Here is a 13353-nt window from a genome sequence, read left to right on the forward strand (position 1 = left end):
GCTTAACCTCCCAGGAACGAACGGCGGACATCAGGGTTAGCGAGTAGCGCTTCGCCTGTGTCGGTGAATCGGTTAGCGCCTTGAACAAGGACATAGCCTTTGTCCGCAATCTCTAGCGCCTGTTTAGCATTCTGCTCAACCATCAGAATCGCCACGCCCATGCGCGCGATCTCAATGATTCGGTCGAACAGCTCATCCATCACGATCGGGGATACACCCGCCGTTGGCTCGTCGAGCAATAGCACCTGCGGATGAGTCATCAGCGCGCGGCCAACCGCCACTTGCTGACGCTGACCGCCCGAGAGCTGGCCCGCAGGTTGTTTGCGCTTCTCTTTCAAAATCGGAAAGAGATCGTAAACCTGCGCAATGGAGTCGGAGATATCGTCGGTGCGGATGAACGCACCCATCTCGAGATTCTCCTCAACGCTCATCGAGGTAAACACGTTGTGGGTCTGTGGAACAAAACCCATGCCCTTCAGAACGCGTTCTTCAGGCTTCAGATGAGTAATATCCTCGCCATTAAACTTCACGTGCCCTTCGCGCAAATTCAGCATCCCGAAGGTCGCCTTCATCGCGGTGGATTTACCCGCGCCATTGGGGCCGACGATCACTGCGATCTCGCCCTTCTCCACACCGATGGTGCAGTTGTGCAATATGTCCGCGGAGCCGTAGCCACCCGTCATATTTTCGCCAATCAAGAAACTCATCAACAACTACCGTTTATGTTTGAGGCCGGTACCGAGGTATGCCTCAATAACCTGTTCATTGTTCTTAACTTCATCGACAGTACCTTCAGCCAGCACTGTGCCCTCAGCCATACAGATGACGGGATCACAGAGGCGAGCGATAAAGTCCATGTCGTGTTCGATAAGGCAGAAAGTGTAGCCACGCTCTTCATTCAGCTTCAGAATCGCGTCACCAATCTTGTAGAGCAGTGTACGGTTTACACCTGCACCAACCTCATCGAGGAATATGATTTTGGGCTCCACCATCATAGTGCGCCCCAGCTCGAGTAGCTTTTTCTGACCGCCGGAGAGATTACCAGCCAGCTCATTTGCGACATGACCGATTTCGAGGAAATCGATAACCTCATCAGCCTTTTCGCGCACACGCTGCTCATCAGCGCGAACTCGATCTTTGTTAAACCAGACATTCATCAGGCTCTCGCCCGCTTGATCGCCCGGCACCATCATCAGGTTTTCACGCACCGTCAGCGACGAGAACTCGTGCGCTAACTGGAACGTACGCAAAACGCCTTTATTGAACAGCTCATGCGGTTCCAGACCGGTGATATCCTCACCATCCAGAAGAACGCGACCCGATGTCGGTTTGTAGTGACCGGCGATACAGTTGAACAACGTGGTTTTACCCGCGCCATTAGGACCGATCAGACCGGTAATAGACCCTGTCTTAATGTGCAGGGATGCGTCATTAACGGCGTGGACACCGCCAAAACGCTTATGCAGATTTTCTACAACTATCATAATGCTCAGATGTAAAAAGGGCCCGGAACCCTTGCGAGTACCGAGCCTCTAGTGAGGTTACCGATTAACGGTAACGTACAGTCGTGTTCTGCTGGTCTTTAACCAGAATCTCACGGTAGCTACCCGCAGACTCACCGCCACCGATCAGTTCAACCGCAGTTGCACCTACGTAGTCGATGTCGCCACCAGCAGCGAGGATTTCAAGACCTTTCGCCAGCTCTCCTGGGTAGATTTTTTCACCCGGAGCGTTAGCGATATCAAAGACTTTGTCTTTGAACACTTTAGAGTCTTTAGTACCTGCTGCCTGCATAGCCAGCAGAGTCATAGCCGCTGCGTCGTATGAGTAGTCAGAGTATGGACCAGGTGCTGCACCGTTAGCCGCAGTGAACATCTCGATGTAAGACGCTGACCCTGGGCTATCAGTACCTGGAACAGTACCGATAGAACCGTTCAGATCTGCACCGATTGCAGTTGTGAGGCTCTCACCGATCATCGCATCAGGTAGGAAGAAGTGATCGAATGCACCTGCGTCCAGTGAAGACTGGATGATGCCCTTACCACCCTGATCGAGGTAACCCGCTACCACGAGGATGTCGCCGCCAGCCTGAGCCAGTGCACCCACTTCCGCACCGTAGTCGCCTTTACCATCTTCGTGTGGTGAATTGATTGTTACCGTGCCGCCGGCAGCAGTAAAGTTAGATTCGATGCTGTCAGCCAGACCCTTGCCGTAGTCGTTGTTGGTGTAGGTCATCGCGATTGACTTGTAGCCTTTCTCAACCAGCATCTCAGCAATTACCTGACCTTGACGAGCATCAGATGGAGAAGCACGGAAGAAGTAGCCGTTATCTTCCAGCGTAGAGAGCGCTGGAGATGTCGCTGAAGGCGAGAACAGTACAACACCCTGAGGCATCGCTACGTTCTGCAGAATAGAGATAGTCGCGCCTGAACATAGTGCACCGACGATCGCATCAACTTTCTCAGCTGAGATCAGACGCTCTGCAGCAGCCGCAGCAGCAGCTGCGTCAACACAGGTAGAGTCAGCGCGTGCTACTGATACTTTCGCGCCACCCAGCAGCATGCCAGAGTTAGACACTTCAGAGATTGCCATCTCAGCACCAGCAGCCATATCTGCAGCCAGTGATTCAGCAGGACCGGTAAAACCAAGCGCGATGCCAAGTTTTACGTCTTTAGAGTGACCGCCTGCAACGGCTGCACCAGACACCATTGATGTAACGGCTAGGGCTAGGGCCAATTTCTTCATCGTTTTCTCCTAATAATTCGTACGACTTGAAGTCATTTTGCACTGCATAACATGAGGGTCGTCATCGCAAGCCGGAACTCGTTTGCCCGACCTCATTAAGGCACAAGAGTACCTAGGTTTAGACTGCGTAACAACTGGTTATTCAGCAACTTTGCTCAATACGCGACCAAACTTGAAACCGATTGCAACAACTTCACCTACGCATCTTACCGTCTACCTAGTGTACACAATATTCAACATACCTTACTTCCCAACATTCTCACAAAAAGAGGATATAAATCTAAAATCAGACCAATCTTCAGAACAATTAACCTCGTTATGTGGAATTTTAGGAGAAATAAGCGAGGTACTACTCGAAAACCTGACCGTGCTCTTTGACAGCCTCCATGCAGACAAAGGTTGAGGTGCTCGCGACATAAGGTAACTCGGAGATTGTCTCACCCAGAACGGTGCGATAGCTGGCAATATCTCTGGTGCGAACTTTGAGGATGTAATCGAAACTGGCAGCCATCATGTGGCACTCCTCGATCTCCGTAACGTCCGCTACTGCCTCATTAAAGGCTTGCAGCGCCGCCGCTCGGGTGTCAGTGAGCCTGACCTGCACAAACGCGATGTGGTTGGTATCCAACAAACCATAATCCATCACTGCAGCGTAACCACGAATGTAACCGCGCGCCTCCAAACGTTTCATACGGATCTGACAGGGTGTCTTAGACAGACCCACACGCTCCGCTAAGTCGGTAACCGTAATACGGCCGTTGCGCTCCAACGTTTTTAGAATCGCGCGATCGTAGCCATCCAAATCTAGCTTAGACACTTTCACTACCTAAATAAATTTTTAATAAACTTATCACCAATACTAGTAGTTATTTTAACCTTTAGCACCAAGTATTGATCTTAAATTAGACGATAAGTTTAAACACTCAGACTTATACTGGCCGTATCTATTTGAGGATACGCTATGAACGCTAAAAGCCCACATATTCAACTACCCACAGACTCACTCTGCGAGCTTGCTCAACTGCAGCAACTTATCGAGAAGGAGAAGCTCTTAGAGCGGGTGTCATCAGAACTCCAAAATGAGGCGAGCCGTCTCGTCTCGGCGATTCGTGATAACGCCAAACCCTCCATACTTGAGCAGTTTCTCCGCGCCTACCCCTTAGACACCCAAGAGGGCCTGGCGTTGATGACTCTGGCTGAGGCCTACCAGCGCGTACCGGACCACCGCACTGCCAACGAACTGATCATTGATAAGCTCGGTAACCGTGACTGGTCCGTGAAGGCCGCCCAGAAGAGTGCACTGGTTCGCGGCGCTAGTCTTGGCCTGAAGCTCAGCAGCGCTAGCCTCAAAGTGAAACCCCTTCGTAGCGCCATACTCGCAGCAATGCGAATCGGTGTGGGTGCAGGTATGCGCCTTATGGGACGAGCATTCGTACTTGGCGAGAGTATCAAAGGCGCTCAAAAGCGCGCCACCAAACTTGAGTCGCAGGGCTACACCTTCTCTTATGACATGCTGGGTGAGGCCGCTTACACCCAAGCGGATGCTGATCGTTATTTCGATTCCTACCGCAACGCCCTGCTAGCCCTTATCGAGCAATCAAACTCAACTCAGATCGAGAAGAACCCCGGTATCTCAGTAAAACTCTCGGCGCTACACCCGCGCTACGAGCTATTCAATGAGAGCGAGGCGGTAACTCAGCTGAGCGAGCGCATGCTGTCACTCTGTTTGCTCGCCAAAGAGCACAATATCGGCCTTAACATTGATGCTGAAGAGTGTGCTCGCCTGGAGATATCACTCAATATCATTCGCAATCTGATTGAGGCGCCTGAGCTATCCGGTTGGGATGGCCTCGGTGTCGTTGTGCAGGCATATAATCGCAAAGCCTACACGGTACTTGATCAACTCTACGCCTGGGCAGAGCAGAGTAACCGCAAACTGATGGTACGTTTGGTTAAAGGCGCCTACTGGGATACCGAAATCAAACTTGCTCAAGAGCAAGGGCTGGACCATTTTCCAGTGTTTACCGCGAAGCACCACACCGATATCAGCTACCTTGCCTGTGCGCGCAAACTGGTGCGTTACGGCGACCGCATCTACCCGCAGTTTGCGACTCACAATGCGCAGACAGCCGCCTGTGTGCTCGACTGGGCCAAAGAGGCCGGCATTGCCTTCGAGATGCAACGACTACATGGCATGGGTGAGGCACTGCACCACGAACTGCTAGACAAGCACCAAACAGGCTGCCGTATTTATGCGCCCGTTGGAACGCACAAGGATCTACTCGCCTACTTAGTGCGCCGCCTGCTTGAAAACGGAGCGAACTCTTCGTTTGTCAGCCAACTCGCTGATGAAGCCATTGCGCCACAACAGGTCGTTGCGAGCCCAGTGCATCAACCACTGATCGAGCAAGCGGTCACACCCGGAAGCGCGATATTCGGCAAGCGACGCAACTCGCGCGGTTTTGACTTGGGCGAACAGGCAGAAGTCGATGCTCTAATGGCCAGCCGTTCTCTATTTATGGAGACGATCTGGGGCCATGAAGGAGATATCACAGTCGTGTCGCCACACACCGGGGAGCTAGTCGGCAATTACCAGACAACTGCTCTGAACAGCATTGATTCAATCTATGAAGCAGCCAAACGCGCGCAACAAGAGTGGAGGCTAGAGCCGTTGAAAGGCCGTCTACTGCGCATTGTTGCGGACCTTTACGAGCGTGATACGCCCGAGCTGTTGGCTCTGCTTGCGCGTGAAGCAGGTAAAACACTGGCAGACGCTATCAACGAAATTCGCGAAGCAGTCGACTTTTTGCGCTACTACGCCGATCAAAGCGATGTGCTCAGCAAAAATCGAGAGGCACGAGGAGTTGCTGTCTGCATATCTCCTTGGAACTTCCCTCTGGCAATCTTTACCGGTCAGATCGCAGCATCCGTCGGTGCGGGTAATGCGGTGCTGGCAAAACCCGCCGAACAAACCAGTCTAGTCGCACGCAAAGCGATCGAGCTTTGGCACGAAGCGGGTATGCCCGCTGAATTGGTGCAGTTGGTGCTAGGTACCGGCGCACAACAGGGTAATGCACTGGTCTCGCACCCAGACGTGAACGCGGTGATCTTTACCGGCTCTACAGCCACTGCGAAGCGTATCGAAGCGGCACTGGCGCAGAACGCTGCGCCGGATACTCTACTGGTCGCTGAAACAGGTGGTCTGAATGCGATGATTGCCGATGCATCGGCGCTGCCCGAGCAGGTGGTAAAAGCAGTGATGGCCTCGGCTTTTCAGAGTGCCGGCCAGCGCTGCTCAGCGCTGCGTATGCTCTATGTGCAGCGCGAGGTTTACCGGCAGATTCTCGAAATGATTAGTGGCGCTATGGCGCTGTTGAAAGTGGGCGATCCGAGCGAACTGAAGAGCGATGTGGGTCCTGTCATTGATGCCGCAGCTGCGACTGCGCTTAACACGTATATCGAGCAGCAGCGCTCGAAAGTTGTTTACCAATCGCCTGCCGCAGAGCTCGACGGACACTTTGTTACTCCGACGCTACTTGAGGTTGAGGGTATCAACGATCTGGACTTCGAACGCTTTGGCCCGATCCTGCATATTGCGCCATACGATGCCGATCAACTCGACAAGGTGGTCAGCGATATTAACGCGCGCGGCTACGGCCTAACCTTCGCAGTGCATTCACGCATTCAGAGCAGAACCGAACAGCTCTGTGCTGATCTACGAGTTGGTAACTGCTACATCAACCGCAATCAGATCGGTGCGATTGTCGGCTCACAGCCCTTTGGTGGTGAAGGGCTCTCTGGAACCGGACCTAAAGCAGGTGGGCCGAACTACCTATCTAACTTGTTTAAGCCCGAATCTGTGGTAAGCGATTGGCAACCGGGAGCGGGGACTGGCGATAGCGAAGTGCAGAACGCTTGGCAGGGTCTCAAGGAGACCTTTGAAGCAAGTGCGCGCGAACTTGAGCTCAACTGCCCGGGTGTAACCGGCGAGAGCAACAAACTCTACCGAGCGGGTAGGGGATACTGGCTCGCTGCCGGTGACCAGCAGTGCTGGAAGCAAGCTATTGCTGCTGCGCAGGCGGGCAACCCGACACTGGTGGTATGCGGTGACAAGCCCGATTTTGATATCGATCCAAAGCTGCCGATTCACCATCTGGAGCAGGATTTACCCGTTAATGTGATCAGCCAGCTAAACGATCTGGCTGGGGTGAGCTTGAGCGCAACACCTGAGTATCTGAGCGCAGCCCGCAAGGCGCTGATTTCCGAGACTGGTGCTATCAAACCGCTTCTTACGGACTGCTCTAGCTCGGTACGTCACTACCGTGAACAGCATATCTGTGAAGACACGACTGCTTCAGGCGGCAACGCAGCATTGATGATGGGTAAAGCGTTATAAATCCCTCTGACTAACTACAGACAGAGACGGGGGTGGTTTGCTATAAACGCTAGCACACTGGCAACTCACCCCCTGACAGGATTCACACATGCAGCGCTCCACCATCGGCATCTTGTTGTGCATGGGCTCAATGCTCTCGTTTGCCGTGCAGGACATCATCACCAAGATCCTGCTAACAGGGGGTATTCCGCTGGGCCAGTTGCTGACGGTGCGCTATTTCACCTTTGCACTTTTTGCGATGGTCGTTGCCGGCGGCATTCAAGGTATTCGCGTGGCTATGCGCTCAAACGCTCCTGCGGGCCAAGTGGGTCGCGCGTCACTGTCGATGGTTGAGATCGCGTTGATCAACTATTCGTTCGTGCTAATGCCCGTTGCCAAAGCGCACTCCATCGTTGCACTTTTCCCGCTGATCGCCCTAGTGATGGCTTGGTTTGTCTTAAAGGAGACTTTCCAGCCCAAGCATCTAATCGCAGTTTTGCTCGGGTTTGCTGGCACGCTGTTTATCGTGCAGCCGGGCAGCAGTAATTTTGATTCAGACCTGCTCTATCCACTTGCCGGCGCAACGGCGCTAGCTAGCTACACCATCGCCAGCAAATACCTAAGCGCCAAAGATAAGCTGCGCACTCACCTACTCTATCTCGGCCTGGTTGGATTCCTGATCGCCCTCCCCTTTGGATTAATGCACTGGGAAGAGCCGTCATTAACGCAGTGGGGACTGCTGGCGTTGGTGAGCCTGATGAACATCGGCTCGCAGTTGCTCTTCATTCGCGCTATGGAGTTTGCCGATGCGGCGACGCTGCAGCCGTTTAACTACACCTTACTGCTATTCGCCACCTTGGCGGCGCTGATTATTCTGCAGGAGGTGCCAACACTGCATACTGTACTGGGCGGCGCACTGATTGTAGTGGGTGGATTGATCACGATGATCAGACGACGATCATCGACCTTCAAGATTCAGTAGCGCAAGACAGTCGCTACTGCGGTGCTAACCGGCGGGAGCATCATAGATAATAAAATTGCTCTTCTGTGCCAGCTTGTCATACAGCGAGCGAGCACGGTAGTTGTCCTCAGCTGTCACCCAGCGCAGCTTTTCAAAACCTTCGTTCTGACAGATGGTGATCAGCGTCTCGATGATTGACCCAGCACAGCCACGTCTACGATAGGTTTTATCGACATAGAGGTCATTCAAGTACATGCGATAGCTAGCCGTGAGCGGGTTGGGATGCACCTGATAGTGCGCCAGCGCCACGAGCTTACCCTCACTCTCAACCACAAAGCCGTACTGCGGGTGGTTTTCGTCCAAAATCCAATCGAACGCAGCGCGTAGATCCTCATCAGTAGCGGCCAGGTTGTAGAAAGCTTTATAGCCAGAGTAGAGGGCTGCCCAGCCCTCATAATCAGCAGGTTCGAGTTCACGAATGTTCATGCTGACCTACTCAACAGTCACCGACTTTGCCAGATTGCGAGGCTGATCCACATCGGTACCTTTGAGTACAGCGACATGATACGAGAGAAGTTGCAGCGGGATGGTGTAGATCAGTGGCTCAATCCAGTTCGGCACTTTCGGCAGCTGAATGACATGCATACCCTCTCGGCTAACCAAGGTCTCTTCACCAGCAAACACATAGAGCACACCGCCACGGGCACGTACCTCTTGCAGGTTGGCTTTGAGCTTGTCGAGCATATCATTACGTGGAGCCACGGTGACAACCGGCATCTCTTTATCAACCAGCGCCAGTGGGCCGTGCTTCAGTTCACCGGCTGGGTAGGCCTCTGCGTGGATGTAGGAGATCTCTTTAAGTTTCAGCGCCCCCTCCATAGCAATCGGGTAGAGCGCACCGCGACCCAGGAACAGAGAGTGATTCTTTTCGGCAAAGTCGGCCGACATGGCGCGAACTTCGAGGTCTAGATCGAGCACCTCCTGCGTCAATGACGGCAGTGTCCGTAGCTGCGCCACAATCTCTGCTTCTGCCTCAGCCGAGAGCCCATTGCGACGACCCAGCGCGATTGTGGTCAGCATCAGGGCGACCAGTTGCGAAGTGAACGCCTTGGTCGACGCCACACCTATTTCGGGGCCCGCGTGAGTCATAAGCGAAAGCTCGGATTCACGCACAAGCGAGCTACCTGGAACGTTACAGATCGCTAACGAGGCTAGTACTTTATCCTGCACATCGCGCAGCGCTGCAAGCGTATCAGCGGTTTCGCCCGACTGAGATATAGTCAGCAGCAGCGTACCCGCGGGGATAACCGACTTGCGGTAACGGAACTCAGAAGCGACCTCCACGGTACAAGGTACACCGGCGATCTCTTCGAGCCAGTAGCGCGCAACCATGCCGGAGTGGTAGGAGGTGCCACAAGCGAGAATCAGTACATTACGAGTTTGATCAAACAGCTTACCGGCTTCGGTACCGAAACACTGCTCGAGCAAACGATCACCTGAAATGCGACCTTCCAGAACATTCGCCATCACTTCCGGCTGCTCAAAGATCTCTTTGAGCATAAAGTGCTTGTACTCACCCTTCTCAGCCGCGCTGGTTGAGTGCTCAAAGCGGGTCACCTCACGCTCTACTGCGGCCCCCTCTGCGTTCCACACCTGAATCGACTCGCGACTCAGACAGGCGATATCACCATCCTCGAGGAACATAAACCGGTCAGTAACCGGCAGCAGCGCGAGCTGGTCTGAGGCGATAAAGTTTTCACCGATACCCACGCCGATTACCAGCGGCGAGCCTTTGCGAGCGGTATAGAGTTGAGTCGGGTTGGAGAGTTCGATAACACCGAGGGCAAAAGCCCCTTCCAAGCGTTTGATAACCGCGGAGAGCGCTTCGCCAAGCGTTTTACCAGCATCCAATTGATCCGCGATTAGATGGGCGACAACCTCGGTATCTGTTTCCGAGGTGAACTGCATGCCCTTGGCCAGCATCTCTGACTTGAGTGCTTCGAAGTTCTCGATAATACCGTTGTGAACCACCGCGACTGTGTCGCCGGACATATGCGGATGAGCATTGTGCTCGGCTGGAATACCGTGAGTCGCCCAGCGTGTGTGTGCGATACCCAGAATCCCGGTGATGGGTGCATCGTTCTGAGCATCAGCCAGGGCCTGTACCTTACCGATGCGACGCAGACGGCCAATGCTCTCACCATCATGAATCGCCATACCGGCTGAGTCGTAGCCGCGATACTCGAGGCGACGCAGCCCCTCTAGCAAAATTCCGCTGACCTGACGCTCCGATACTGCGCCAACAATACCGCACATAGTTAAACCTTCTTAGTGGGACGTTCCCACGTATCAATATTGCGCTGCTTACCACGGGCCACAGCGAGTTCACTTTCACCGATCTCTTTAGTGATCGTTGAACCGGCACCCACGGTCGCACCTTTGCCCACTTTGACTGGGGCAACGAGCGACGTATTCGAGCCAATAAAAGCGTTGTCGCCGATCTCTGTCAGCGACTTATTCACGCCATCGTAATTACAGGTGATCGTTCCAGCACCCACATTTACATCGCTGCCAAGCTGAGCATCACCGATGTAGCTGAGGTGGTTAACCTTCGAACCGACTCCGACTGATGCCTTTTTAATCTCAACAAAGTTGCCGACCTTGGTCTTCTCAGCAAGGTCTGTGCCAGGACGTAGGCGGGCGTAAGGTCCGATCTGCGCGCCTGCGGCAACGACGGCGCCTTCGATATGGGAGTTGGCCAAAATTTCTACGCCATCACCAATCTTTGAGTCTTTGATGACACAATTCGGGCCGATACTCACGTTTGAGCCAATCTCCACTTCACCCTCGATAATTAGATTGATATCGAAGCTACAGTCAGTACCGGTAGATAGGTTACCGCGCACATCAATTCGTGACGGGTCAGCAAGTGTTACACCCGCATCCATCAGACAATTAGCCTGCTGTAGTTGGTACCAGCGTTCGAGCTCTGCCAACTGGCGGCGGTTATTGACGCCTTGAACCTCAAACTCTGAGTCAGGGTTCAGTGTATTAATCGCAACGCCCGCCTGCGCGGCCATCGCTATAAGATCGGTGAGGTAGTACTCGCCCTGAGCGTTGTTGGATGAGAGCTTGGGAAGCCACTCCATCATCAGTTGGGTAGGCAAGGCTAGAATGCCGGTATTCACCTCGGTGATTCTCAGTTGCTCTTCATTGGCATCTTTCTGTTCAACGATACCGACGACATCATTTACCGCGTTGCGCTCGATGCGACCGTAGCCGGTTGGATTTTCCAGCACTACTGTCAGCAAAGCGAGATGTCCGCGAGCCGCGATTTGAACCATAGCTTGCATCACAGCGGCAGGTGTCAGCGGCACATCACCGTAGAGGATTAACGAGACGCCCTCGGCATCGAGACCCGGAACCGCTTGTGCTACCGCGTGTCCCGTCCCGAGTTGCTCTGCCTGCAGGTAAAAAGCGGCCTCTTGATTGGCCAAGGCAGACTCGACTTGATCGGCACCGTGTCCAACGACGATGTGCATCCTCGCACCTGCGATGGTACTAGCTTGATCAATCACATGCTGTACCAGCGGTTTGCCGGCTAGAGGATGAAGAACTTTGGGGAGTTTGGATTTCATGCGGCTGCCCTGTCCGGCAGCCAAAATCACAATGTCGGCCTGCATTAAACGCTGTCCTTAGAGATAGATCGCCTGATGTGCAAAACACACAGCAAATGTAGTGCCAGAGACTATAGCCGATCAGCGTTTCTAGGTTAAGGCCAGAGCCTGCATTTAGAAAAGATTTAGCGCTTAATTAACGCTTGTTACGCGGTTTGGAGTTGATCTTGTACTGGCGTGAGCAGTAACCGCGATCTATGCCTTCAGGACGCACCTTCGCGTGCTTGGTGTTGCGGCCACTGACACGCGCGCGCCACATTCGAAATGAGCTCGGTTTCATCTCACGACGCATGAGTTTAATGACTTCGGGTTCAGAGAGACCAAACTGCTCTTTGATGGACTCAAATGTAGTGCGGTCTTCCCAGGCCATTTCGATAATGCGGGAAGTGGTTTCGTCGATCAGTTGTTCTTGCATGGTGCTTAGCTAAATAGTAATTCGGTGGAACTTACGCACAGTTCAAGAAATCGGATGTCCCCTTGTAAGAAATGAGATGGACCCACCCACTCTGTGCCAAGATTGGTTTTTGAGAATCAATCAAGTACGGCATCCAAGAAGGGGGTCCACATGAATAAGACTAGCATTATTGGTATCGATCTGGCGAAGAGTGTTTTTCAAGCTCACGGTATGACGAGCAGTGGTAAGCAGACGTTTTCGCGTCAGCTCAAGCGCGCTGAGGTCGCCAAGTTTATAGCTAAACAACCCAAGTGCATTATTGGTATTGAGGCGTGCAGCGGTTCTCACTATTGGGCCAAGTTATTCAAGCAGTATGGTCATCATGTGAAGATCATCCCGCCTGGCTACGTAAAGGCGTACGTGCGGGTTAATAAAAATGATAAACGGGATGCCGCAGCGATTGCGGAGGCAGCGTCCCGAGAGCAGGCGCCGGTAGTAGCTGTTAAAACGACGGAACAGCTCGACCTACAGGCTCTGCACCGAGTCCGCGAAGACTCGGTTAACAACCGTACGCGCATCGGTAATCGGATACGGGGACTACTTGCTGAACAGGGCGTCGTAGTTAAGCGTGGACATGCTGCAACTCGCTATGAGGTCGCTTTGATACTTGAGGACGCTTCGAACGGGTTAAGTTACGGTTTAAGAGAGATCATTGCCGATCTCAGAGAGGAGTGGCTACGCTGCGATGATCGAGTTGATTACTACACCTCACGGATCGAAAAGATCGCTAGGTCTGATGCGCGCTGTAAACGGTTGATGACGATACCTGGTGTAGGCCCAGTCATATCGACCCTGCTGGTTGCGTATGCGGGGAATGGTCAATCATACCGGGGCAGTCGCGACCTAGCCGCCTCGTTAGGCTTGGTGCCCGCCCAGCACTCAAGCGGTGGTAAGGACGTGTTACTGGGGATCAGTAAACGAGGAAATCGACAGTTGCGCAAGCAACTGGTACACGGCGCGAGGGCTGCATACCGCTCACTAGAGAAATGCCCCGAAAGCAGCCGACTTGGCTTATGGGCACAGAGCTTGAGGGCTTCAGGCAAACACGTAAATAAGATCGTGGTAGCGATCGCAAACAAGCTGGCCCGTATCGCCTGGAGCTGCTTAGTAAACGAAAGAGATTACAAAGCGTTGTAATCAA

11 protein-coding genes are annotated in these 13353 nt (G+C 53.2%); 3 read left to right on the forward strand and 8 right to left on the reverse strand.

The window, feature by feature from the left end; translation table 11 throughout:
* Positions 1-2: 2 nt before the first annotated feature.
* The 4 genes from AC1WNR_RS10970 to AC1WNR_RS10985 form a co-directional block, all read right to left on the reverse strand.
* Complete coding sequence (locus AC1WNR_RS10970) at positions 3-707, reverse strand: ABC transporter ATP-binding protein (RefSeq protein WP_481644529.1); 705 nt, start codon at positions 705-707, stop codon at positions 3-5.
* Between the two features lie 6 nt (positions 708-713).
* A complete protein-coding gene (locus AC1WNR_RS10975) occupies positions 714-1484 on the reverse strand; it encodes an ABC transporter ATP-binding protein (protein WP_481644530.1) in 771 nt (256 codons plus the stop codon).
* A gap of 64 nt (positions 1485-1548) precedes the next feature.
* Positions 1549-2745 (reverse strand): ABC transporter substrate-binding protein, encoded by a 1197-nt coding sequence (locus tag AC1WNR_RS10980; RefSeq protein WP_481644531.1) that lies wholly within the window; start codon positions 2743-2745, stop codon positions 1549-1551.
* A 349-nt stretch (positions 2746-3094) separates the two neighbouring features.
* Complete coding sequence (locus tag AC1WNR_RS10985; RefSeq protein ID WP_481644532.1) at positions 3095-3562, reverse strand: Lrp/AsnC ligand binding domain-containing protein; 468 nt, start codon at positions 3560-3562, stop codon at positions 3095-3097.
* Positions 3563-3706: 144 nt separating this feature from the next.
* On the opposite strand from AC1WNR_RS10985, the gene putA reads away from it, so the two are divergent.
* Both putA and AC1WNR_RS10995 read left to right on the forward strand, forming a co-directional pair.
* Positions 3707-7141: a bifunctional proline dehydrogenase/L-glutamate gamma-semialdehyde dehydrogenase PutA gene (gene putA, locus AC1WNR_RS10990; RefSeq protein ID WP_481644533.1), complete on the forward strand. Its 3435-nt coding sequence runs from the start codon at positions 3707-3709 to the stop codon at positions 7139-7141.
* Between the two features lie 88 nt (positions 7142-7229).
* Entirely contained in the window at positions 7230-8102 is an 873-nt protein-coding gene (locus AC1WNR_RS10995) for a DMT family transporter (RefSeq protein ID WP_481644534.1), read from the forward strand.
* Between the two features lie 24 nt (positions 8103-8126).
* Here the strand turns inward: AC1WNR_RS10995 and AC1WNR_RS11000 are convergent, their stop codons facing one another.
* The 4 genes from AC1WNR_RS11000 to AC1WNR_RS11015 all read right to left on the reverse strand — a co-directional run bounded on the left by AC1WNR_RS11000 (position 8127) and on the right by AC1WNR_RS11015 (position 12173).
* Positions 8127-8567, reverse strand: coding sequence for an N-acetyltransferase family protein (locus AC1WNR_RS11000; RefSeq protein ID WP_481644535.1), 441 nt, complete (start codon positions 8565-8567; stop codon positions 8127-8129).
* A 6-nt stretch (positions 8568-8573) separates the two neighbouring features.
* Entirely contained in the window at positions 8574-10397 is a 1824-nt protein-coding gene (gene glmS / locus AC1WNR_RS11005; RefSeq protein WP_481644536.1) for a glutamine--fructose-6-phosphate transaminase (isomerizing), read from the reverse strand.
* Between the two features lie 2 nt (positions 10398-10399).
* The gene (gene glmU / locus AC1WNR_RS11010; protein ID WP_481644537.1) at positions 10400-11764 is read right to left on the reverse strand and encodes a bifunctional UDP-N-acetylglucosamine diphosphorylase/glucosamine-1-phosphate N-acetyltransferase GlmU; all 1365 of its coding nucleotides are present in this window, start codon (positions 11762-11764) and stop codon (positions 10400-10402) included.
* Between the two features lie 130 nt (positions 11765-11894).
* Positions 11895-12173, reverse strand: a complete 279-nt coding sequence (locus AC1WNR_RS11015; protein ID WP_481644538.1) for a TIGR03643 family protein — start codon at positions 12171-12173, stop codon at positions 11895-11897.
* Between the two features lie 150 nt (positions 12174-12323).
* On the opposite strand from AC1WNR_RS11015, the gene AC1WNR_RS11020 reads away from it, so the two are divergent.
* The gene (locus AC1WNR_RS11020) at positions 12324-13349 is read left to right on the forward strand and encodes an IS110 family RNA-guided transposase (RefSeq protein ID WP_481642609.1); all 1026 of its coding nucleotides are present in this window, start codon (positions 12324-12326) and stop codon (positions 13347-13349) included.
* Positions 13350-13353: the final 4 nt, after the last annotated feature.

Source organism: Marinobacterium marisflavi, from assembly GCF_982447095.1.